Here is a 21,649-nt window from a genome sequence, read left to right as displayed (position 1 = left end):
TGTCGGCGAAAATACCGCCGGTCTCATCTGTTGTGGCCCGCCGGGGAGTTGATATCGACCTGGATGTGCGAAGCGGCCGGGTCAGGTTTCTGGCCGAGGGTATACAGGCCAAGACTGCCGAGAAAACCCGCACAATGCTCGATAAGCACTTCGGTCGATAGGTTTAGTTGTCCGTCTATCCAGCGACGGAGAATCTCGAACAGGCCCCCGACACCGTAGGTAGCGGCGAGATCTGCGACCTGAATCACCTCGCTGGGTATATCGAGATGCAGGCGGGCCTCTCTGAGGACGAGCTCCGCAAATTCGGACATCAGTTCGCTTCGCAGCTGCCGAAGCAGGGGTTCAGCGCCCGATTCGACAAACAATATGCGGGCCATGCTGGGATCGTTCTCGATCATCTGAACCAGGGCCTTTATCGGAGCGTAAGCGAGTTCTTGAGGAGCAACGGTGTCATCCGGTATCGCCTTGGTGATCACGGCTTGGAAGGTGGTGGAGATCTTGGTGAACATCGCACGCAGGAGCGCGTCTCTGTCGCGAAACTGCTGGTAGAAGTACCGGCTCGTCACTCCTGACTCCGTACACACAGCGGTCACGGTGCACGCGGCGGCTCCCTGCTTGCCCATGAGCGCGACCGCGGCGTCAATCAGCAGTGCGCGGCGCTGCGCATCGCGTTGAGTTGCGGACAGCCCGCCATAAACACGTGCTGGACTCATGCCCTACATTCTGGCAGTCTCATGTGACAAGGCCTAAAGTCAGATCACGCAACGGAGGAAGGACCCCGTCAAGATGCCGGAAGATCGAGCCTCGACCAAGAGCCGTGTATTGCCAAAACCCCGGCGCGTTCGTTTCCCCATGCCCACCTCCACGAAGCGGCGACACTTCGTGGATGGCGACCTGGTGATGAGCCATTTCATCTCGGTGCTTTCTGCGACCTTCCCGGAAGGGGAAGACTTCTTCATCCGCTCGGTCAAGTATTTCCAGAGTTCCATCGACGATCCCCAATTGCTGACAGCGGTCAAGGGTTTCATCGGGCAAGAGGCCACACACCGACACCAGCATCGGCTCCTCAACGAACGGCTCCAGGCCATGGGTTATCCGACCGCGCGGATCGACCGCCACGTCGCACGCCTGATCAAGCGATTGGAGCGGCGCTTTTCGCCAGAAATGCGGCTGTCGATGACCTCTGCATTGGAGCACTACACCGCGACGCTCGCTGAAATCATTCTCACCAGCGATGACGCGCAGAAGCTCATCGGACAGACAGAGGTTCGACCGATTCTGCTGTGGCATGCGTTCGAGGAGTCGGAGCACAAAGCCGTCGCCTTCGACGCCTATCGGCTGATTGGAGGCACCGAGCGCACCCGCGTACGGGGCATGCGGATCGCCTCTGCAATTCTGTTCGGCGAACTCATTCTGCAGACTGCGCTGTCGATGGCCTCTGACAAGGCCTCGTATAACCCGGTCACGTTGGTGCGTAGCCTACGTCGCTTCAGTCGCACCCCGATGTTCACCGCCGATGCGCTGCAGCGATTCCGTTCGTACAACCGCCCCGGCTTCCACCCTGATGATTGGGACAGCACCGCGGTCCTGGAGCGATGGAGCAAGGAACTGTTCGACCAAGACGGCTCACAGAAGGTCATCGCTCAGCCGGGGTAGCAAAAGTGCGTGAGGAGGGCGACGCAGAAAGACACTGTTTCTGCGTCGTTCCTCCAAACAATCGACAGCGCGCCTGTCGTCACGGATTGGATGCCCGGTGGCGGGTCAAGGCGACAGTCATACAGACAAGTGCAGTCGGCCTCGAAACTCACGGAAAGGTTAAGCCTCAGCCGCTGACGACGTAGCGTTGAGCCAAGGTTTCAGCCAGTCGGCTCGTGTGCGCGACCACTTCCTTTTCGGTCACCGCGAGCAAACCGGAGTGCCAGGCCGTGATGACTTCGACGAACCCCCCCACCGCAACCAAAGTGTCCATACGAAGGGCCGTCTCGTCGGCGTCTTCTCTGAGATGTGGCCGGCTTGCCTCGACGACCAACTGCGTTGCCTCCTGCAGCGCCACAGCGCGGCGATCTTGCAGCGGTGAGCTACCTACATGCTGAGCGAGGAGGATGTGCGCCCGGCCAGGATCGCGTGCGATCCGGTCGACCACGATGGCGATCGCCGCGGTGATGGTTTCGATCGGCGGCCGATCCACACGCTCGTCGAAGAGCGCGGAAACCTCGCCGAGCATGTCATTGCGAACGCCATCCCACGCTGCGACGAGAAGATCCTCGCGCGTCTTGAAGTCCTCGTAGAAGTATCGATCGTTGAGCCCTGTCCGGGCGCACACGCCGCGCATAGTCACTGCGGCCCAACCGCTCTCACTCCAAATCTCGGTCGCAGCCTCGATCAATTGCTGCCGTCGCTCTGCTCGACGCTCAGCACCGGTCCGACCACCCCAGCGCGTGTTTCTCGACCGCACATCAAACATCTTGACAAAACGTCGGGCTCACGACCAAACTGGTGGCATGCGACACCAATGGTGGCTGATGCCCCCAAATCAATGGTCTCCCGCACCGGAAATCAGTGTCGCGATCCGAAAGGCAAGCAGATGAGGTTCTTGCCGTTCGGTAGTTCACCAGGTAGAACCCACCGCGCCCACGCAGTAGTCACAGGCGCAGGGAGCGGTATCGGCCGCGCGTTCGCCGTTGAGCTTGCACGCCGAGGTGGACGTGTTGTGTGTGCGGACAAAGACCCCATCACTGCGAAAGAGTCGGCCGAGTTGGTGAGGCAGGCCGGCGGCGAGGGTTTCGACGTCGTATGCGACGTCACCGACCTTGAGCAGGTCCGTAACCTCGCTGATGCCAGTGAAGACTGGTTTGGCAAGGCGGCGAGCCTGGTGATCAACAACGCCGGAATCGGTGCGGGCGGCAATCGCATCGGCGCTACGTCGGTCGAGGACTGGAACGCTGCGATTTCTGTCAACCTTTGGGGTGTTATCTACGGGTGCGAGACTTTCGTTCCCCGGCTCCGGAGCAACGGCCGTGGCGGAGTGATCAATGTGGCGTCCGCCGCGAGTTTCGGCTCGGCGCCCCGAATGGGGGCATACAACGTGAGTAAGGCCGGAGTGCTCGCTCTGTCCGAGACCTTGGCGGCCGAACTGAGCGGTACTAACGTCAATGTCACAGTGCTTTGCCCCACCTTCGTCAAGACGAACATCGCCAAAAATCCTCAGATTGAGGAGTCGGCGGCGAAACTCGCGACCAACCTGATGAGGTGGACCGGCATTTCGCCGGATCAAGTGGCTCGAACGACCTTGAACGCGCACGATCGCGGACAAATCTATGTAGTGCCCCAACTGGACGCGAAAATTTTGTGGCAACTGAAAAGAGCTTTACCCGGTCAGTTTACGCGGGCGTTGGGGCTGGTGGAGCGCGTGGCCTCATGGAACGATCCAGCCGAACAGAGGGAGCAGTGAAATGGCGTTCGCATATAGCGACATGCTCGAGACGATCAAGAACAAGCAATGGGCTCTCGCCGATATCGATTGGGGCGCCCCTGGTGCGGAGTTGATCACCGACGAACAGCGTCCCAAACTCAAGCAATTCATGTCCGACGTGGTGTGGATTGAGCATGTCGGAGCGCGCGCCTTTGCTGCGATGGCCCCGAAGGCGCCCTTCGAAGCGCTCGGAGACATTTACCGTTACTTTCACGCCGAGGAGCAGCGTCACGCCAACGCCGAACTTGCTCTGATGCGTCGCTGGGGCATGATCGAGGAAGGCGAAAAGCCTGTACCGAATAAGAACATCCGTCTCGTGATCGAGTGGCTAGATCGGTACGCTGAGGCTCTTCCTCTGACTGTCATCGGCGCCGCGATTCCCGCACTGGAGACCGCGCTGGACGGGGCCCTGCTGAAATTTCTCCTTGATGAGGTCGACGACCCAATTTGCGGGGAAGTATTCAATAAGGTCAACAGCGACGAATCGCGGCACCTTGCAGTAGGTTTTCAAGTCCTGAATGACCTCGGCGCCAGTCCCATGCGAATCCATGCAATCCAAACGGTCGGCGCTGTGATGGACCCCCGTATTCTCACTGGCGCGTTGCTGTATATACCGCTTCTCACGCGCATGTTGATGAATCTCAACGCGATGGGGCTATCCGAAGAGAAGCTGTACAACGCGGTGACGCGATATGGCAATGTCGGGGACCGCAGTGAGCACACGCGGAGGGTGCCTGGATATCACATCTTGAAGGCCCACATGTCCTCCTCGATCAAGCGGTCCCAACCCCTTCACTTCGTTTCCCAGCGCTTAGGCAATGCGATCGACATCTTCCCCGTGCAAGTACTCGGGCGACCGCCTTCATGGACGGATGAACTGACCTATGAACCGGTCGCTAAATGACGGACACGGTAACGACTTTGATCGTCGGCGCCGGCTTCGCGGGTATCGGTACGGCGATGAGAATGCTTCAAGCGGGCGTTAACGACTTTGTCATCTTGGAGCGATCACATCGCGTCGGGGGCACCTGGCGTGACAACACTTACCCCGGCGCCGCCTGCGACATTCCGTCATTGCTGTACTCCTACTCGTTCGAGCCGAACCCAGGCTGGACTCGCGCATACTCGGGGAGCGCAGAGATCCTCGCCTATATCGACGCGATTGTCGCGAAATACGATCTTGGGAGGTTCATTCATTTCGGTGCGGACGTGAGTGCACTGGAATTCGACGAGGATGCCGGAGAGTGGGTTGTCGACACGACCGGCGGCAGGCGGTATCGGGGCCGTTCAGTCGTGATGGCTAGCGGACCACTTGCTGACGCCAGTTTCCCGGATATTCGTGGCATCGAGTCGTACGAGGGGAAAAAGATTCACAGTGCTCGGTGGGACCACTCCTATGACATGAGCGGTAAGAGGGTGGCGGTTATCGGGACCGGGGCGAGCGCTGTGCAGATCGTTCCCGAATTGGTCCAGTTGGCGGCGTCGGTCAAGGTGTTTCAGAGGACGCCCGGCTGGGTCCTACCGAGGGTGAATTTCCGGCATCCGGCCTGGGCGCGTTCGACTTTCAAGCGCATGCCGGCAACCGAACAGGCCCTACGAGGTGCGTGGTTTTGGGCGCATGAGGTCATGGCCGTGGGCATGGTTTGGGATACCGCTGCCACATCTGTCATCCAAGCGGCCGCGAAGGCGAATCTGCGTCGGCAGGTGAAGGATACCTGGTTGAGACGTCAGCTAACACCGCAGTTCAGACCTGGGTGCAAACGCATGCTTATGACTAACGACTATTACCCTGCTCTCCAGGCCGATAACTGCAAACTCGTCAGCTGGCCGATCGCCACACTGGCTCCGAACGGAATTCGAACCGCCGACGGCATCGAGCATGAGGTGGACTGCATAGTATTCGCGACAGGCTTCGATGTGTGTAAACGCGGTACGCCATTTCCGATCCTGGGGCGCGACGGGCGAAAACTCGAAGACGCGTGGTCTGAGGGGAGATTTGCCTACAAGAGCGTGAGTGTGGCCGGGTATCCGAATTTGTTCTTCACTTTCGGGCCTAATTCCGGTCCTGGCCACAACTCCGCTCTTCTATATATGGAGGCGGCAATCGATTACATCGTAAAAGCGATCGAGCTCTTGCGCGACCAAGGTAACGGAGTCCATACCCTGGATGTGAAAGAGAATAGCCAAAACGCGTACCACTCCAATATTCAGCGGCGGTTACGACGCACGACATGGAACTCGGGTTGCAGCAGCTGGTATTTAACAGAGGATGGCTATAACGGCACGATGTATCCGGGCTTTGCGACTCAGTTCACCAGGGAACTGTCCCGTCTGGATATGCGGGATTACGATATCACTCGGCGTGACGATGCTGACCTGAAGTTGACACAAACACGCTGAACTGCAGCAGCGGATAGGGTAAACATCAAAGCGCACGTGAGGAAGTAATGGGTTCTGAGTCTGGGCAGCACTACGAAATTGTAATAGTCGGAGCCGGGTTTTCTGGGATTGGTACAGCGATCAGCCTGTTGAAGGCCGGATTTGCGGACTTTCTTATAGTCGATGACGCCGATGGCGTCGGCGGTACATGGCACTGGAATACGTATCCGGGAATAGCGGTCGATATTCCGTCCTATAGTTACCAGTTCTCTTATGAGATGCGAACATCCTGGTCACGTACTTACGCTCACGGGGATGAGTTGAAGGCTTATGCAGAGCGGTGTGTAGAAAAATACGGACTCCAAAATTACATCCGGTTCAACACGACTGTGGACGAAGCCTGTTTCGACGAAGGCGCCGCACTATGGCGGCTGAGCTGCTCCTCTGGTCAGAATCTGACCGCGCGTTTTGTGATAAATTGCTCTGGCGTTCTCAGTCGGCCGAAGTGGCCTGATATTCCAGGAGTGCGCGACTTCGCCGGCGTGACGCTGCATACGGCCAGATGGGACCATACGAAAGATCTCACCGGTAAGCGGGTGGCGGTGATCGGGACTGGGGCATCTGCGGTGCAGCTGATTCCCGAAGTCGCGAAGATCGCATCAAGTCTGACGGTCTTCCAGCGAACGCCGATTTACTGCTTGCCGAAGCCGGATTTCTCCATACCGAGCTGGGCCGCGACAGTGATGCGGTTGGTGCCAGGGGCACAACTGATGACGCGCACTGCGAGTCAGGCGTTCGTCGAGTTCACATTTCCCATCGCAGCTCATTTTCACTCGTTGATCCCTGTGTCGGACCTCATGGAAGAGGCGGCGAAACGCTATATGCGTCGGGCGGTCGACGATCCGGTGACTCGAGACCAACTCATTCCTCGCTATTCGTTGGGTTGTAAGCGACCGAGTTTCCACAATTCCTATCTCGCAACGTACAACCGTCGCAATGTTTCGCTCGAGACCAGCGGCATCACCCATGTCGACCATGCCTCGGTTCACACTGAAGATGGCAAGAGTTATCCGATCGATGTCATGGTCTTGGCCACCGGGTTCAAAGTGATGGAGTCGGGCAATATGCCGACTTATGTGCTGAAGGGACGCGGTGGAGTGGAGCAGTCTGCCTGGTGGGATGAGCACCGCCTCCAAGCCTTCGAGGGTGTGAGCGTCCCAGGGTTCCCGAATCACTTCAATATCTTCGGTCCCTATGGTTACAACGGCTCCTCGTACTTCACACTCATCGAGGCGCAAAGTCGGCATATCGTCCGCTGTCTTCGTCGTGCGCGCACGCTGAAGGCTGATTACGTAGAGGTCAGACAGCAGGCGAACGATCGCTACTTCGGTGACATGGTTAGCCGCCGACATCGACAGGTTTTCTGGCAGCCGAGCTGTTCCAATGCCAACAGTTACTATTTCGACAAACACGGCGATGTTCCGTTGCGTCCGTCAACTACCCTGGAGACTTACTGGCGTAGCCGCACCTTCCGGCTCTCCGATTACCGATTTGAACGTCGCGCAGAATCCGTTGGCGCACGGTGACCAACACTGATGCGGCGGACCGGCGCCCCAGTCTTGCAAGTCATTTCGTGGCAATGACTTCGCGAAACACACTGCGTCCGCTGTCGCAACTCATCCCGTCGAGCGCCCACGGCCTCGCGGTGATGGATCGCGTACTCCGGATGGCGCTTGTGGGATCGCGGCCCCGCCGAAGCGTGGCGGTTCGCACAATAGATACCGAGTTCGCCGGGAATCAGATACGCGGGGATTGGATCACTTCTCCTGCAGTCGATCCACACGCGGTTCCGTTGCTCTACATTCATGGCGGCGCCTACTCCATGTGCTCACCGGCTACCCACCGCGGCCTGCTCGGTGAACTTGCCTCCGCGAGCGGTCGGCCCATCTTTGCGGTGAGGTATCGGCTAGCTCCACGCTATCCCTTTCCCGCTGCCGCCGACGATGCACTGAACGCATACCGCTGGCTCGTCACAGGGCAGCCTTCGGCTTCCGGCGAACGCGGTGTTGCGGTGGCCGGGGACTCGGCGGGCGGCCAGCTCACGATGGCCACCGCCCTTGGCGCACGTAGTGACGGACTGCCGCTGCCGGATTCGATGCTTCTCATGTCTCCGGTCCTGGATCTGACATGTGAACTCGCGAGGGCACGCGAACTTCGCCGCCGTGATCCTTTCGCCTCTGCTCGGTCCGCGGCCCGCGCTCTTGACCTGTACGTGGCTGGTGCAGATCACCGCAATGAGCGAATCAGCGTGCTCGACGCAGACCTCAGGTCCATGCCACCGATCCTGATTCAGGTAGGCGGAAGAGAAATGTTGATCGATGACTCGAGGCATCTTGCCGACCGCCTCCGATCGGCCGGATCAAGCGTTGAGATACAGGTGTACCGGGGACAGATCCACGTGTTCCAAGCCATGTTCCGAATCCTGCCCGAGGCTCGTGAGGCGATCCACCGCGCTGGAAACTTCCTGAAAGCTTCGGCCCACCGGTGAAAGTGTTGGGACCGTGGATGCTCCACTGCCACCGCGCCATCAACTGCTTCTTAGCTGTCTCATGACAGGCGGCTTTGCGAGGGATCCTCGAGGACACGATCCGTCGATAGTGATCATCGGGGCCGGCGTCGCGGGTATCGCCATGGCCCATCAGCTGAAGAGGGACGGATTCACCAACTTCACCATGGTGGAAAAGGCTGCAGACATCGGCGGCGTCTGGCGCGACAACACCTATCCAGGAGCGGCTTGCGACGTGCCGTCAGCGTTGTACTCACTCTCGGACAAGCCCAACACTCGTTGGTCGAGACGTTATGCAGAACAGCCCGAGATACTCCAATATCTTCGCCGACTCGTCCTGGCCGACGGAATGGACCTGCATTTGCGCACGCGGACCGAAGTCGTCGAGATGACCTTCGATGAACAGGCCGGCCGTTGGCGTTTGGTGACCGGATCCAGCGAGACGATCTGGTGCGATGTCGTGATTTCGGCCGTGGGGCAGCTCTCGCGACCTCATACGCCGAATATTGCCGGCGAAGACACCTTCGAGGGGCCGCGTTTTCATTCGGCGCGTTGGGACCATTCGGTATCGCTGCGCGGCAAGGAAGTAGCCGTCATCGGGACAGGCGCAAGCGCGATACAGTTTGTGCCACGGATCGCACACGAGGCACAGCGCGTAACGCTGTATCAGCGCACGGCGCCTTGGATTTTGCCGAAGTGGGACAGCAGGTACGGACGTCTTCACCAACAGCTGATTAAGGTTCTGCCGCTGTGGCTGCGTCTTGAGCGTTTCGCGGTATGGCTGATTTTTGAAGTGCTCGCAGTGACGTTGGTCGACGCGAAGCCCTTGTCACGCATTCTCGGCGCGGTCGCCCGCTACCACCTCCATCGGCAGGTTGCCGATCCAATGCTGCGCCGGCAACTCACGCCATCAGATGCGCCGGGGTGCAAGCGGGTGTTGTTCTCGAATGATTACTACCCCGCGATTGCCAACGGTGAAGTCTCGTTGGTGACCAACGCGGTTGCGAAGCTTTGCGACAAGGGAGTCGTGACCGACGATGGCGTACTCCATCGCGCGGATGTCGTCATTTACGGAACAGGTTTCCGCGCTACCGACTTCCTCGCCCCGATGCGTGTTCGCGGCTGGGGCGGAGTGACTCTGGACGAGGTGTGGGGGACGCAGGCGCACGCATACCTGGGCATTACAGTCCCGATGTTCCCGAATCTCTTTCTCCTCTATGGCCCGAACACGAATGTCGGTTCCGGGTCGATCATTTACATGATCGAGTCTCAGGTCCGCTATGTCGGTGCCCTCATCAAGATTTTGGCGAGTGACCCAGGGCGTACGGTCGACGTCAGGCCAGACATCGAGCAAAGCTACAACACACGATTGAGCCGGCGGCTGCGAAGGTCGGTGTGGGCGCTTTGCGCGAGCTGGTACACGACCTCGAGTGGCGCGATCCCGACGAACTGGCCTGGGCCTACATTTGCCTACCGGATCCTCACCCGCAAACCACGCAGTCACGATTATCTATTCAGGCACGTTGAACGCCTTCAGTTAGACGGCCCGAGTGAGAACCGCGCGAGGCTGCGCAGATGATCCGGGTCGCAGGCGGTGTCTAACATTTCACTGTTAACTGTTCGAATATTGACATTCAGCACATCTATGTAAACTATTACCAGATACCCGTGCAGCAGAGCGCCCAGGAGGCATCGTGGCTAATCAGCTTCTCGCAATCACGCGTCACCCCAAGGAGCGGTTGACGTCTGTCCTGTTGGCGCCCGCCCCCCGCGTCGTCGATGACAAATGGCGACAGTGGAGTCGGGACTGGAGAGTCCGGGAACTTGCGCCGGCCCCCGCCGGATCTGGGCTGAGAGCCGTCCTAGGGGACGCTGGACTCCCGTTGCTGGGGCACACTGTCGACTACATCCGATTTGGTTCAGAATTCAGTCGGGAGCGTTACGAACGTTTGGGCTCGGTGTCGTGGATGGGCGCATTCGGTACCAAAATGGTGGTCATCGCCGGTCCAGACGCAACGCGTGAGGCGTTCACAAGCGAAGCCAAGGCCTTTTCTCAAGATGGCTGGTCCTTCCTGATCGATGCTTTCTTCCATCGCGGGTTGATGCTCATGAGCTTCGACGAACATTTGATGCACCGGCGCATCATGCAGGAGGCGTTCACGCGTCCTCGCCTGACCGGATATGTCGGGCAGGTGGCCCCGTGCGTTCGCGCAGCCGTGCCCGCGTGGCCGACCGGTCCGTCGGTCCGGATCTACCCGTTGTTGAAGAATCTCACCCTCGATATTGCCACGGATGTCTTCATGGGTGGCCGCGGCAAGGACGAGAGCGCTGCTGTCAACGAGGCGTTCGTGTCCACTGTTCGCGCGGCGAGTTCCTTTGTGCGAGTTCCACTCCCGGGCACCAGGTTCCGCGCCGGCGTGCATGGGCGGCGCGTGTTGGAGGACTACTTCTCCCGACACCTGCCGGCCGCGCGTGCAGGCGAGACCGACGATCTATTCGCCGCCCTCTGCCAGGCGACCACAGAAGACGGTGAACGGTTCTCCGACGAGGATGTGATCAACCACATGATCTTTCTCATGATGGCCGCCCATGACACCTCCACGATCACCACCACTGCTGTCACCTACTTCCTCGCTAAACATCCTGAGTGGCAGGAGAAGGCAGCGGCGGAGGCGCGGTCCTTCGGTCACGATTCGCCAGATATCGACGAACTGGAGCGGATGACGGTCCTCGATCTGATCCTCAAAGAAGCTCTGCGTCTGCTGGCGCCCGTTCCGCTGGTGATGCGCAAGACCGTCCGCGATGTCGCCATCGACGGCTATCACATCCCCCGTGAAACCTTGTGCGCAATCACACCCGCCGTAAATCACTTCGACCGCAGAATATGGAGCGACCCGGACCGTTTCGATCCGTCGCGCTTCGATGAGCCCCGGCGCGAGGACCAACAGCACCGATTCGCCTGGGTGCCGTTCGGCGGGGGGGCGCACAAATGCATTGGGATGCAGTTCGGCACACTCGAGGTGAAGGCAATCCTGCACCAGATGTTGCGTACCTACACTTGGACGGTCCCAAACGACTATCACGTGCGTTGGGACAACACCTCGCTGCCCATTCCCGTGGACGGACTGCCTGTGACGTTGCGGCACCGATGAGCGGTGAGAACTCGCCTTACCTGGAGCCCACGGAGTTCCTCGATTGGCAACATGAATCGGTACGCGACTTCGTTGCATCGGCGACCCGCGGCGCGGTCGACGACACCACGAAGGCCATAGCCATCTTCACTGCGGTCCGCGACTCGATTTGGTATGACCCCTACACCGTGACCGATGACCCGCATGCGTATCGCGCCAGCACCATCGCAACTGCAGACCGCGCTTACTGCGTCCCGAAGGCGGTGCTCTTGACGGCGGCCTGCCGAGCAGCAGGCATCCCAGCGCGGCTGGGGTTCGCCGATGTCCGAAACCACCTTCAGACCGAGACATTGCGTGAGCGGATGGGCGGTACCGACGTCTTCGTCTACCACGGATACAGCCTCATGCATCTCTGCGGTGTCTGGGTCAAGGCAACTCCGGCGTTCAATCGCGAGCTATGCGCACGGTTCGGCGTCCCGCCAATTGATTTCGACGGGCGCACAGACGCCCTGCTGCACGGGTTCGCCGGTGACGGCACACAACACATGGAATATCTGAGGGATCGAGGCGCCTTCGACGATCTACCGCTGGCAGAGATCCTGCAAGCGCTCAGAACCCACTACGGGACGCTCATAGGCGATGCGAGTCGCCATCCAGACCTGTTCGCCTGAAGGGCCGATGCGTAATGCACAGCACGATGCAAGACGTCCAGCTCACAATCTCGGCAATTGTCCGCCATGCCGCCTCCATTCACGGAAACAGCGAGGTGATCACCCCCGACGGAATTGGATACCGAAGTATGTCCTACCGTAGCGTCCTGGGGCGAGCGGGCCGACTTGCCAATGCGTTGCGCGGGCTCGGAATAACGGCAGATCAACGGGTGGCCACTTTTCAGTGGAGTAACCAAGAACATCTCGAGGCCTACTGCGCGGTTCCCTCCATGGGCGCGGTGCTGCACACCCTCAACATTCGTTTGGCTCCAGAGCAACTCGCGTACATCGCCAACCATGCCAGCGATCAGATCATCCTGGTGGATGCGTCGGTTGCGCCATTGTTGGCTAGTGCGCTACCAGCGATGGAGTCGGTGCATACGGTCATCGCCACCGGGGGCGGCGACCTCGCTCCGCTGCAGCGATGCGGGAAGACGGTGTTGCGTTACGAGGAGATCCTGGCGCAGCAACCGGAGACTTTCGATTGGCCCGAGATCGATGAGCGTTCCGCCGCGGCCATGTGCTACACCAGCGGGACTACTGGAAATCCCAAAGGTGTTGTCTACAGCCACCGTTCGACCTACCTACATGCACTGACCGCCTGCACGTCGAACGCCCTGGCAGTGAGCGAGGCCGACCGTATCCTGGCCATTGTCCCGATGTTTCACGCCAATGCGTGGGGACTGATCTACGCGGCGTTGATGTCTGGTGCGGACTTGGTATTACCCGATCGCCATCTGCAAGCCGCGCCGCTGGTGTCGATCATCGAAGAGACTCAGCCGACTATCGCCGGTGCAGTGCCGACGATCTGGAACGATGTCGATCGATACCTGGAATCGAATCCCGCCCGGGACATCTCCTCACTTCGGCTGGTTGCCTGCGGGGGATCGGCAGTCCCCGTCTCGCTGATGCGGGCATTCGAAGACAAGTACAACGTGCCTATCGTGCAGGCATGGGGCATGACCGAAACCTCGCCGCTGGCTACCGTCGCACGCGCAGCGCACGGAGTAGGCGAGACCCGTGCGTGGGAGATGCGCGAAAGCCAGGGTCGGCCGATGTGCGGTGTCGAGATCCGGTTGCGTGACGACCACAAGAAGACAGTGCCGTGGGACGGTCGATCAGCGGGTGAAATACAGGCGCGAGGCCCGTGGATCACCGGCGCCTACTTCGGCGACGATGATCCGGACAAGTTCGACGGAGGGTGGCTGCGCACCGGCGACGTCGGCCGGATCGACCCGGACGGGTATCTCACGCTGACCGATCGTGCGAAGGACGTCATCAAGTCAGGTGGAGAATGGATCTCCTCAGTCGAGCTGGAAAACACGCTGATTGGTCACCCGGCGATCTACGAGGCTGCGGTGGTGGCAGTTCCCGACGACAAATGGCAGGAAAGACCGCTCGCCCTGGTCGTGGTTCACCGTGGAGCCGAGGTCGACATCGACCGACTGCGCGCGTTTCTGTTGGACAAGGTCGCCAAGTGGTGGATCCCGGAGCGGTGGAGCTTCGTGTCTGAGATTCCCCGAACAAGCGTCGGGAAATACGACAAGAAGGCCATACGCGCGCGTCACTCCGCCGGCGAGTATCAGATCGAAACGTCCTAAGAAATCAAACCCATTGATATTGAACAGCCGAGAGGGAATCCTGTGACAGCATCAATTTCTCCCTGGATGAGCGCCGAATTGCTCGAGCTTCGTGACCTTGCCGCGAAGTTCTTCTCGACCGAATTGGCCCCACATGCGCAACGTTTCGCAGACCAGCACCAAGTTGACCGAGAATTGTGGCACAAAGCCGGCGAACTAGGCCTGCTCTGCATGTCCATACCCGAAGAATACGGCGGGGGAGGCGGCACATTCGCGCACGAAGCCGTCGTACTCGAAGAGCAAGCCCGAGTCGGGGACAGCTCATGGGGCGCAGGGCTGCACAGCGGAATCGTCGCGCACTACATCCTCCAGTATGCGGCCGAAGAACTACGGAGGCAGTGGCTGCCCAAGATGGCCTCAGGCGAAATGATCGGTGCTATCGCCATGACGGAGCCAGGGACCGGTTCTGATCTGCAGAGTGTCAAGACCAAAGCAATTCTTGACGGTGACGAGTACGTGATCACCGGCGCAAAGACCTTCATCACCAACGGTCAGCAAGCCGACCTGATCATCGTCGTCGCCAAGACAGATCCAAGTCAGGGCGCCGCCGGCATCTCGCTGATCGTCGCCGAAGCCGATCGACCCGGATTCCGGCGCGGCAAGGTCCTCGACAAAATCGGCCAACGCGGACAAGACACCTCCGAGTTGTTCTTCGACGACGTAAGAGTGCCCCGCTCGCACCTCCTGGGCGAGACCGAGGGTCAGGGTTTCATTCAGCTGATGACGCAGCTACCTCAAGAGCGGCTCATCGTCGCGGTTGGGGCGGTCGCGGCGATGGAACTTGCCGTGGAGCAGACACTCAAATACACCCGTGAGCGGGAAGCGTTCGGACGGCCCGTCTTCGGCTTCCAGAACACGAAATTCATCTTGGCCGAAGCTGCAACCGAAACGCGCATCGCACGAGTATTTTTGGACTACTGCATCGACCTACACCTCGCGGGCCAACTCGACGTCCAGACCGTCGCCATGGCGAAATGGTGGACCACTGAGCGAGCGATGAAGGTGCTCGATGACTGTTTGCAGCTCCACGGCGGATATGGGTACATGACCGAGTACCCCATCTCGAGATTGTGGGTGGACCAGCGCGTGCAGAAAATCTACGCCGGCACAAATGAGGTGATGAAGGAAATCATCTCGCGTTCCCTATGACCCTGAACGATTAGCCACCTGCACATTACTCACCTGGGAGGATTGATGGCATCTACAGAGGTGCCATATCGCCACGAAATGGGTGGACATTGCGGATCGGGTGCCCTTCGGGAGTTGATACCAGATGCTCCTATCTTCAGGCAATGAGTTCTTCAGGCAATGAGTTCGTTGGTTCTTCTGCTGGGTTGGCGGAGGGCGTGGTAGATCTCGCGGGCGATGTACGCTTGATGCAGCGCATGATCTCGTTCTTGGTTTTGCCTTCGGCCAGGCGGTGAACGAAGTAGTCGCGGGTGGGCTGGTGACGGCGCATGCGCACCACCAGGATGACGTGCAGGGCACGGTTGGCGTCGCGATTGCCTCCCCAATTGAGCCGGTGGCGGATCGTTTTGCCGCTGGAGGCTTCCAGTGGGCTGACCCCGCAGAGTTTGGCGAAAGCGGCGTCGCTGCCGATCCGAGCGGGGTTGTCGCCGAGGGCGGTCAGCAGCGTGGCAGCGGTGTCGGGCCCGACGCTGTAGCTCGGGTGCGGCGGTGGCGGTGATGGTGTCGACGTGGCGTTCGAGTCGGGCGGCTGCGGTGTCGAGCTGGTGGCAACGTGCCGCCATCGACTTGATAGCAGTAAAGAAAGTTCTCACATCGCAGGCCAGCGGCGGTCAGGCGGGCGTTGGTCGCGCCTGCTGCCCGCGGCGTCTCGATGCGGCGAGGAGCGAGGACAGTCCTGGCTTGTCGTGGTGCCAGGATGCCGTGGCCGTTGAGATGTACAGCGCTCGTCGTCGTGTGCAAGCTTGTGTGGCGGCGGACGGAGGGCGAAGCGTAGCGAGCGGCGCGGACGGGAGCGCCAGCGGACGGGAGCAGAGGGAGTGTAGCGAAGCCCGCAGGTAGCCGCCGGTTCCTCGCGGGCTATGGCGGCCCGGGCTCCGCTGAGCATCAGTTGCGGGTCTGCGCCATGGCGATGGGACTCGTAGGATGGCGGTTGTGAGCGGGATGCTGGCGCAGCGTGCACGGCGAGAGGCCGAGACGCGACTGGTGGGGCAGCTGCGGCGGTTGGCGCATGTGCGGGGTGTCGCGACGACTGCCGAGCGGCTGAGTCGGCGGTTCGATGCCCAGACAGCGGACTCTTTGGTGGCAGCGGCGTGGCTGCACGATATCGGCTACGCACCGTCGTTGCGCCGGACCGGGTTTCATCCGCTCGATGGCGCAGAGTTTGCCCGGGCGGCGGGTTTTCGGGAGCTGGTCGCCTCCCTGGTGGCGTTCCATACTGGGGCGCACGCGGAAGCTGCCGAGCGCGGCTTGTCAGGTTTAGCGGCGTTCAGCGATCCGCCCAGCGATGTTCTGGATGTGTTGACCTTTTGCGATCTGACGACCGGGCCGGACGGGGCGCCGGTATCACCGCGAGATCGATTGATCGAGGTGTTGGGCCGCTATGGACCCGAGGACCCGGTGCACCGCGCGGTCGACGCGGGGCGCGACGAACTGTTGGCGGCGGTCCGACGGGTACGCGATTGGCTGTAAACCCAGCCGGTTAGCCGAGGTAGGGGCTGTCGCGGTGTTGCAGGTAGTGCTCGATGCGCAGTCGCATCGACGGGTGCATGTCCAGATTGGGGATGTCGTCGGGATCGGTCCAGGCGATGTCGGTGCTTTCGTGATCGATGGCCAGGGTACCGCCGAGAACCTTGGTGGTGAAGGACAGAGAGAACTGTTGGCGGACTTCGCCATCGGTGAACGCGACGACATGCTGCGGGTTGGTGTAGACACCGACAAGGCCGGTGACTTCAATGTCGAGCCCGGTTTCCTCTTTGACTTCCCGGACGGCGGTGTCGGCAATCGTTTCGCCGATGTCGTGTCCGCCGCCGGGTAGCGCCCACAGGGTGTTGTCGCGGCGTTTGATCAGCAGGATACGACCCTGTTCGTCGGTGACGATGGCCGAGGCTGACGGAACGACGCTGTTGGGCAGCGGGGCGTTGGGGTCGTTGTAGTAGTCGGTTCGCATAGGGTTCAGCCTTTCGCGCTGAGCGGTCTGGCGCGATCCCAGACCTGGGTGAAAGCGTCTTCGAGGGTGGCCCAGAGCCGTGGTTCGTGGTGGCGCGACAGCACAAGCACGGGGTTGTTGCGCCCGGGTGAGCCGTAGATGTGGAAGTTGACGATCATGGCGTCGTCGACCCGGAAGATCGACGTGTAGAGCGTGGTGTCGTGGGTGCGGATATCCAGCCCCGGGGTATCGGCATGCGGGGCGAGCAACTCCACGGACGTGCGGCAGCGGGCGATGACGGCCTCGCCGATGCCTTCCTCCTTGCCGCGCAGGATCGTGGTGGCAGTGTCAGGATCCCCGACGAGAAACCGCACCGCCACACCGCGGGCGGCGGCGTCGAGCAGAATGTCGAGGAAGCCGTCGAGGGTGTCAAACAGGAACGTGGCCGCCAGGACGAGGATGTCGATGCCGGTGGTGGCGTCGCCGAAATGCTGCTGCCACGTCGTGATCGGCAGCTGGGTGCGGCTGGCATACAGCGTCGCGGTGAACGGACCACCCAGCGACGTCGTCGCCAGCGCGCTCGCGGTAGGGGCAGGATACTGGTTGGGCCACAGGTTGTGCGGTGTGCAGCCAAGCAGCTTAGCGGCGCGGCGGGCGTTGTCCTCGCGGACGTTGTAGTCGATGTTGGCCAGCCAGCGGCGCACCGTCTTGATATCCACGCCCACCGCAGTGGCGAACCTCTGTGGGGAGAGTCCCTTGGCGTGCAGCCGTTGGGTGAGGCGATCGTTGGGGATCGTGGCGGCCTCGGCGTCGCCGTCCTGATCGCCCGTCGTCTCAGCGCACATCTTTCCGTGTCATCCCTGTCCATCCTCAGCGCGTGGTTCCTAGTTTGCCATGCGACTGCCGCCGCCCCGCGGCGGTGATGCCCGTCCGATGCCCACGGGCATGTCCCTGTCGTGTCCGAAATGTCTGCGGCAGTGTCGGCAATGCCTGCCAACGTCCCTCGCTACGTCCGCGATGTCCACGTGAACTGAGCCCAGCGCCGCAACGGGCGCAAACAGATCACGAAAGGAACAGCGGGACAATGCGTTTAAGAATCGACACATCAGGCACACGGTTCATCGTCACCCGAGCGGCCGAGCCGCGGCTGAACTTCGAGACCGGCAGCCCAAAAGTGGACACCGCCACCGGCGTGCCACTGTATGCCGCGCAGCTGTTGGCGTTGGATGACACCGGTGGTGAAGTGCTCAACGTCACCGTCGCCGGGGATCCGAAAGTGACAGTCACCCAACCTGTTTCAGTCGCGGGTCTGGTTGCTATCCCTTGGGCTCAAGGTGATCGCAGCGGCGTGGCGTTCCGTGCCGACGCCATCACCCCCACCAACCCCGCGGCTGCGCCGAGCGATCAAGCGTCCCGCGCGCAGAAATAACCCCATTTGCTGGGGCGCGGCGCTCGTGGGTGTCGCGCCCCAGCACGTGAGCTGCTATCGACCATTCACTCACCAGAGGGACGCCTGTCATGGCATCAAACTACAAAAACAGCAAGAACTCTCAATCCAACGACGACGACTGGATCACCGACCTCATCCTCTCACTGTTCAAAGCGGCCGGGTATCTGCTGTGGTGGGCGGTCCTGTTCCCGGCCATCAGCATCCCGATCATCGCCAGCGTGGCGATGGCCATTACCCATGGCTCACGCGCGGGTCTGATCATCGGTATTGCTTTCGCTGCCGCGTATGCGGGCTGGGCGTGGCTGGACCCGCGATCGTTTCACGGATGGGTCACCGAGCCGGTGCGGCGGCGCTGGTTGACCTGGTCGCGCTACACCCGCACCTGGCAATCGGTGTGCACCCTGCACGGCCTGACCGCCACACTTGGCGAACGCACCTTGGTGCCGACCTTGCAGTCGGTGCGCATCGGCAAGACGACCGACGTCCTGGCGCTGCGAGTGGTCACCGGCCACTCCCTGGCTGATTGGCACAAGCAATCCGAGGCGCTAGCCGCCGCCTGGCGTGCCGACCGGATCGCCATCCGCGCGACCGCGCCCGGAGAGCTACGCATCACCCTGATGCGCGGCGACGTGCTGGCCGACCCGATTGCCCTGCCCATGCCCACGACGGCGACTGCGGTGGATGTGGGGTCGGTGCGGGTCGGGATCACCGAAACCCGCCACTGGTGGCACCTACCTCTGCTTGGCCACCACCTGCTCGTGGCTGGCGCGACCGGCGCGGGGAAAGGTTCAGTGTTGTGGTCACTGATCGCTGGCCTCGCCCCCGCCGTGAAAACCGGACAAGTGCGGCTCTGCGTCATCGACCCGAAAGGCGGCATGGAACTGGGCGCCGGAGCACCCATGTTCACGGTGTTCACCCACGACGCCACTGGCACCACCCTGTACCTGCTGCGGCAACTAGTGGAGGTGATGCACGCCCGCGCCAATCGGTTACGGGGCAAGACGCGCATGCACACCCCGACTCCGACTGAGCCGTTATTCGTGGTGGTGATCGATGAGATCGCCGCGCTGACTGCGTATGTGACCGACCGCAAGGTGCGCAGCGAAATTGAACAGCTGTTGGGCCTGCTGCTCTCCCAAGGCCGGGCCGTCGGCATTTCGGTGGTGGCAGCGGTGCAAGATCCGGCCAAAGACACCCTGCCGGTGCGGCAGCTGTTTACCGTGCGAATCGGGTTGCGGTTGACCGAAGCCACCCAAACCACCATGGTTTTGGGCCAGGGCGCCCGCGACGCGGGGGCCGACTGCGATCACATCCCCGACACCACTCCCGGTGTGGGCTACATGATGATCGATGGCACGGCCCAACCGGTGCGGGTACGGGCATTTCACGTCGCCGACCACGACATCGCCACTCTGGCAGCACGATTCCGGCCACCTCGTGCCGCGACCCGAACCAACCAGTCCAACAGCGGGCGCACCGACACCGCCCGGGGTCAACGGTGACTACTGCAACGACAGCCCCCACGCTGGTGTTGCCCGGGGTTCCCGGCTCGATCGACACCAATGCGGTGGTGGATCAGATGGTGCGCCGCGCGTCCTCGACGGGGTTCGAATCGTGGTGGCGGCGCGCGGAATCTGTTGGCTTCTGCGCCCACCCCATCCAACTCAGAGGTACCGACGAGATAGGCCGCGATCGGGTGGTGTGGACACGGTGCAACAACCGCCGCGCACAGGTATGCCCATCGTGCTCAGACCTGTACGCCCGCGACACGTGGCAGCTCGTGCACGCTGGCACCGCCGGCGGCCACCACAACATCCCCGCAGCAGTGGCCGATCGTCCGCAGGTGTTCGTCACCCTCACCGCACCTAGCTACGGGCCTGTTCACGCCGCCGCGCGTGCAGGCGACAAGAAGCAGCGTGTGTGTCGCGACCACCACCACACTGGCGGCTACCGCCGATGCCCGCATGGAAAACCACTGTGGTGCAGCACAACCCACGGCGAAGGTGATATCTATGCGGGACAGCCGATCTGCGCGGACTGCTACGACTACACCGGGCATGTCCTGTTCACATGGCACCTGCCCGAACTGTGGCGACGCTTCACCATCACCCTGCGACGCACACTGCGCCGAGAGCTACGTGCTTCGGGCGCCGACCCGGATGCGGTGCAGGTCAGCTTCATCAAAGTCGTCGAACTGCAAGCCCGGCTCATCCCGCACATTCATGCCCTGATCCGCCTCGACCCGCCCGACAGCGATGACTCTGGCGGTCATGACTGGCATGCGCCCCTTGCGGCAACCGAACTGGCCACCATCATCCAACAGGCCGTTCGAACCGTGGCCGTGACGGTCACCGACTCATCCTCAAATACAGCGACACGGGTGATCAGGTTCGGCACACAAGTCGACACCCAACCCATCGACAACCGGCACGCCGGCACGGACGGCTCTGCTGTGCAGGAGGATTCACCACACGGCGGGGTTCTTCCAGGCCGCCGCGTAGCTCGCTACCTCGCGAAATACGTCACCAAATCCTTAGCTGACGTCGGGATCAGCGCGCGACGCATCTCCACCGAGGCCATCGCTGACCTCGATGTCTGCGACCACGTTCGGGCGATCCTGACCGCCATCAGCCAACTCGCCGATAAGGGACTGGCCGGTGTCGGTCGGTGGCTGCACACCCTGGGCTACCGGGGCCACATCACCAGCAAATCCCGCCGCTATTCCACCACGATGACCGCGCTGCGCGAACGTCGCGCGGCCTGGACCCGTGAACAACGTTTAAAAAGCACTGCGCACCAACATGATCTCGGCCTCGACTCCACCGATGGCGATGATCTGGTGGCATGGGAATTCGATCGTGCCGGCCCCACCAGCCTCGGCGACCGGACCCTCATCTACTCCGCGGCCGTCCAACACATCCACACCCGCCGCATCGGACTGATCGAAGTCCGTGGCCAAGCCCGCAATCAACAATGGGATCCGCCAGGGGGAAGCGATGGCTGACAGGTCCCGAGCAGCACGTGCTCGCTCCGGGTGTGACGCTCGTCCCGATGCGCCGACGGTGTCAGAGGGGGGTGTTGAAATTGTTGTGCCCAACCAATATCGACTTCCGTCCGAGGCCAACCGCGCGCTGGTACACGTGATAATGGCTGTGCGGGACCGGATGCTTGGATCAGGGAGGGGAG

At 61.2% G+C, this 21,649-nt stretch carries 20 protein-coding genes; 15 read left to right on the top strand and 5 right to left on the bottom strand.

What is annotated here, in order from left to right:
• Positions 1-23 precede the first annotated feature (23 nt).
• On the bottom strand, positions 24-713 hold the full coding sequence (locus AC5Y2L_RS23715) for a TetR/AcrR family transcriptional regulator (protein WP_012394821.1): 690 nt from the start codon (positions 711-713) through the stop codon (positions 24-26).
• A 73-nt stretch (positions 714-786) separates the two neighbouring features.
• On the opposite strand from AC5Y2L_RS23715, the gene AC5Y2L_RS23710 reads away from it, so the two are divergent.
• Positions 787-1,656, top strand: a complete 870-nt coding sequence (locus AC5Y2L_RS23710) for a metal-dependent hydrolase (RefSeq protein ID WP_012394820.1) — start codon at positions 787-789, stop codon at positions 1,654-1,656.
• Between the two features lie 166 nt (positions 1,657-1,822).
• On the opposite strand, the gene AC5Y2L_RS23705 is transcribed toward AC5Y2L_RS23710, so the two are convergent.
• Positions 1,823-2,455, bottom strand: coding sequence for a TetR/AcrR family transcriptional regulator (locus AC5Y2L_RS23705; RefSeq protein ID WP_074319847.1), 633 nt, complete (start codon positions 2,453-2,455; stop codon positions 1,823-1,825).
• A gap of 129 nt (positions 2,456-2,584) precedes the next feature.
• Between AC5Y2L_RS23705 and AC5Y2L_RS23700 the strand changes: the two genes are divergently transcribed.
• The 10 genes from AC5Y2L_RS23700 to AC5Y2L_RS23655 all read left to right on the top strand — a co-directional run bounded on the left by AC5Y2L_RS23700 (position 2,585) and on the right by AC5Y2L_RS23655 (position 15,047).
• The gene (locus tag AC5Y2L_RS23700) at positions 2,585-3,451 is read left to right on the top strand and encodes an SDR family NAD(P)-dependent oxidoreductase (RefSeq protein ID WP_012394818.1); all 867 of its coding nucleotides are present in this window, start codon (positions 2,585-2,587) and stop codon (positions 3,449-3,451) included.
• Position 3,452: 1 nt separating this feature from the next.
• Positions 3,453-4,376, top strand: a complete 924-nt coding sequence (locus AC5Y2L_RS23695) for a hypothetical protein (RefSeq protein WP_012394817.1) — start codon at positions 3,453-3,455, stop codon at positions 4,374-4,376.
• A complete protein-coding gene (locus AC5Y2L_RS23690) occupies positions 4,373-5,872 on the top strand; it encodes a flavin-containing monooxygenase (protein WP_012394816.1) in 1,500 nt (499 codons plus the stop codon). The genes AC5Y2L_RS23695 and AC5Y2L_RS23690 overlap by 4 nt, the downstream gene beginning before the upstream one ends.
• Before the next feature lie 47 nt (positions 5,873-5,919).
• Positions 5,920-7,437: a flavin-containing monooxygenase gene (locus tag AC5Y2L_RS23685; protein WP_012394815.1), complete on the top strand. Its 1,518-nt coding sequence runs from the start codon at positions 5,920-5,922 to the stop codon at positions 7,435-7,437.
• Positions 7,434-8,399 (top strand): alpha/beta hydrolase, encoded by a 966-nt coding sequence (locus AC5Y2L_RS23680; RefSeq protein WP_012394814.1) that lies wholly within the window; start codon positions 7,434-7,436, stop codon positions 8,397-8,399. The genes AC5Y2L_RS23685 and AC5Y2L_RS23680 overlap by 4 nt, the downstream gene beginning before the upstream one ends.
• Before the next feature lie 61 nt (positions 8,400-8,460).
• Positions 8,461-9,996, top strand: a complete 1,536-nt coding sequence (locus tag AC5Y2L_RS23675; RefSeq protein WP_012394813.1) for a flavin-containing monooxygenase — start codon at positions 8,461-8,463, stop codon at positions 9,994-9,996.
• 115 nt (positions 9,997-10,111) lie between these two features.
• Complete coding sequence (locus tag AC5Y2L_RS23670) at positions 10,112-11,569, top strand: cytochrome P450 (protein WP_012394812.1); 1,458 nt, start codon at positions 10,112-10,114, stop codon at positions 11,567-11,569.
• The gene (locus AC5Y2L_RS23665; protein ID WP_012394811.1) at positions 11,566-12,219 is read left to right on the top strand and encodes a transglutaminase-like domain-containing protein; all 654 of its coding nucleotides are present in this window, start codon (positions 11,566-11,568) and stop codon (positions 12,217-12,219) included. Before AC5Y2L_RS23670 ends, AC5Y2L_RS23665 begins: the two co-directional genes overlap by 4 nt.
• 14 nt (positions 12,220-12,233) lie before the next feature.
• Positions 12,234-13,859 carry a fatty acid--CoA ligase gene (locus AC5Y2L_RS23660; protein WP_016889183.1) on the top strand — a complete coding sequence of 542 codons (1,626 nt, stop codon included), beginning with the start codon at positions 12,234-12,236 and terminating at the stop codon, positions 13,857-13,859.
• Between the two features lie 66 nt (positions 13,860-13,925).
• On the top strand, positions 13,926-15,047 hold the full coding sequence (locus AC5Y2L_RS23655; RefSeq protein WP_016889182.1) for an acyl-CoA dehydrogenase family protein: 1,122 nt from the start codon (positions 13,926-13,928) through the stop codon (positions 15,045-15,047).
• Positions 15,048-15,183: 136 nt separating this feature from the next.
• On the opposite strand, the gene AC5Y2L_RS23650 is transcribed toward AC5Y2L_RS23655, so the two are convergent.
• On the bottom strand, positions 15,184-15,498 hold the full coding sequence (locus tag AC5Y2L_RS23650) for a transposase (RefSeq protein ID WP_231973737.1): 315 nt from the start codon (positions 15,496-15,498) through the stop codon (positions 15,184-15,186).
• A 521-nt stretch (positions 15,499-16,019) separates the two neighbouring features.
• Between AC5Y2L_RS23650 and AC5Y2L_RS23645 the strand changes: the two genes are divergently transcribed.
• Positions 16,020-16,556, top strand: coding sequence for an HD domain-containing protein (locus tag AC5Y2L_RS23645; protein WP_012394808.1), 537 nt, complete (start codon positions 16,020-16,022; stop codon positions 16,554-16,556).
• Positions 16,557-16,566: 10 nt separating this feature from the next.
• On the opposite strand, the gene AC5Y2L_RS23640 is transcribed toward AC5Y2L_RS23645, so the two are convergent.
• Together AC5Y2L_RS23640 and AC5Y2L_RS23635 are read right to left on the bottom strand one after the other, a co-directional pair.
• A complete protein-coding gene (locus tag AC5Y2L_RS23640; protein WP_012394807.1) occupies positions 16,567-17,034 on the bottom strand; it encodes an NUDIX hydrolase in 468 nt (155 codons plus the stop codon).
• 5 nt (positions 17,035-17,039) lie between these two features.
• Positions 17,040-17,858 (bottom strand): hypothetical protein, encoded by an 819-nt coding sequence (locus AC5Y2L_RS23635; protein WP_012394806.1) that lies wholly within the window; start codon positions 17,856-17,858, stop codon positions 17,040-17,042.
• Positions 17,859-18,097: 239 nt separating this feature from the next.
• Here AC5Y2L_RS23635 and AC5Y2L_RS23630 point away from each other — a divergent pair, with 239 nt between their 5' ends.
• The 3 genes from AC5Y2L_RS23630 (at position 18,098) to AC5Y2L_RS23620 (ending at position 21,467) form a co-directional block, all read left to right on the top strand.
• Complete coding sequence (locus tag AC5Y2L_RS23630) at positions 18,098-18,442, top strand: SCO3933 family regulatory protein (protein ID WP_011893911.1); 345 nt, start codon at positions 18,098-18,100, stop codon at positions 18,440-18,442.
• An 89-nt stretch (positions 18,443-18,531) separates the two neighbouring features.
• Positions 18,532-19,965, top strand: a complete 1,434-nt coding sequence (locus AC5Y2L_RS23625; protein WP_012394805.1) for an FtsK/SpoIIIE domain-containing protein — start codon at positions 18,532-18,534, stop codon at positions 19,963-19,965.
• On the top strand, positions 19,962-21,467 hold the full coding sequence (locus AC5Y2L_RS23620; protein ID WP_012394804.1) for a replication initiator: 1,506 nt from the start codon (positions 19,962-19,964) through the stop codon (positions 21,465-21,467). Before AC5Y2L_RS23625 ends, AC5Y2L_RS23620 begins: the two co-directional genes overlap by 4 nt.
• Positions 21,468-21,649: the final 182 nt, after the last annotated feature.

This window comes from Mycobacterium sp. NGS66 (genome assembly GCF_059812225.1).
This window is presented reverse-complemented; position numbering and strand designations above follow the sequence as displayed.

What these genes read in the sequence shown, in the direction of transcription:
- AC5Y2L_RS23715 (WP_012394821.1), bottom strand. Translation starts at nt 713, where the DNA reads ATGAGTCCAGCACGTGTTTATGGCGGGCTGTCCGCAACTCAACGCGAT.
- AC5Y2L_RS23710 (WP_012394820.1), top strand. Translation starts at nt 787, where the DNA reads ATGCCGGAAGATCGAGCCTCGACCAAGAGCCGTGTATTGCCAAAACCC.
- AC5Y2L_RS23700 (WP_012394818.1), top strand. Translation starts at nt 2,585, where the DNA reads ATGAGGTTCTTGCCGTTCGGTAGTTCACCAGGTAGAACCCACCGCGCC.
- AC5Y2L_RS23695 (WP_012394817.1), top strand. Translation starts at nt 3,453, where the DNA reads ATGGCGTTCGCATATAGCGACATGCTCGAGACGATCAAGAACAAGCAA.
- AC5Y2L_RS23690 (WP_012394816.1), top strand. Translation starts at nt 4,373, where the DNA reads ATGACGGACACGGTAACGACTTTGATCGTCGGCGCCGGCTTCGCGGGT.
- AC5Y2L_RS23685 (WP_012394815.1), top strand. Translation starts at nt 5,920, where the DNA reads ATGGGTTCTGAGTCTGGGCAGCACTACGAAATTGTAATAGTCGGAGCC.
- AC5Y2L_RS23675 (WP_012394813.1), top strand. Translation starts at nt 8,461, where the DNA reads ATGACAGGCGGCTTTGCGAGGGATCCTCGAGGACACGATCCGTCGATA.
- AC5Y2L_RS23665 (WP_012394811.1), top strand. Translation starts at nt 11,566, where the DNA reads ATGAGCGGTGAGAACTCGCCTTACCTGGAGCCCACGGAGTTCCTCGAT.
- AC5Y2L_RS23660 (WP_016889183.1), top strand. Translation starts at nt 12,234, where the DNA reads ATGCACAGCACGATGCAAGACGTCCAGCTCACAATCTCGGCAATTGTC.
- AC5Y2L_RS23655 (WP_016889182.1), top strand. Translation starts at nt 13,926, where the DNA reads ATGAGCGCCGAATTGCTCGAGCTTCGTGACCTTGCCGCGAAGTTCTTC.
- AC5Y2L_RS23640 (WP_012394807.1), bottom strand. Translation starts at nt 17,034, where the DNA reads ATGCGAACCGACTACTACAACGACCCCAACGCCCCGCTGCCCAACAGC.
- AC5Y2L_RS23635 (WP_012394806.1), bottom strand. Translation starts at nt 17,858, where the DNA reads ATGTGCGCTGAGACGACGGGCGATCAGGACGGCGACGCCGAGGCCGCC.
- AC5Y2L_RS23630 (WP_011893911.1), top strand. Translation starts at nt 18,098, where the DNA reads ATGCGTTTAAGAATCGACACATCAGGCACACGGTTCATCGTCACCCGA.
- AC5Y2L_RS23625 (WP_012394805.1), top strand. Translation starts at nt 18,532, where the DNA reads ATGGCATCAAACTACAAAAACAGCAAGAACTCTCAATCCAACGACGAC.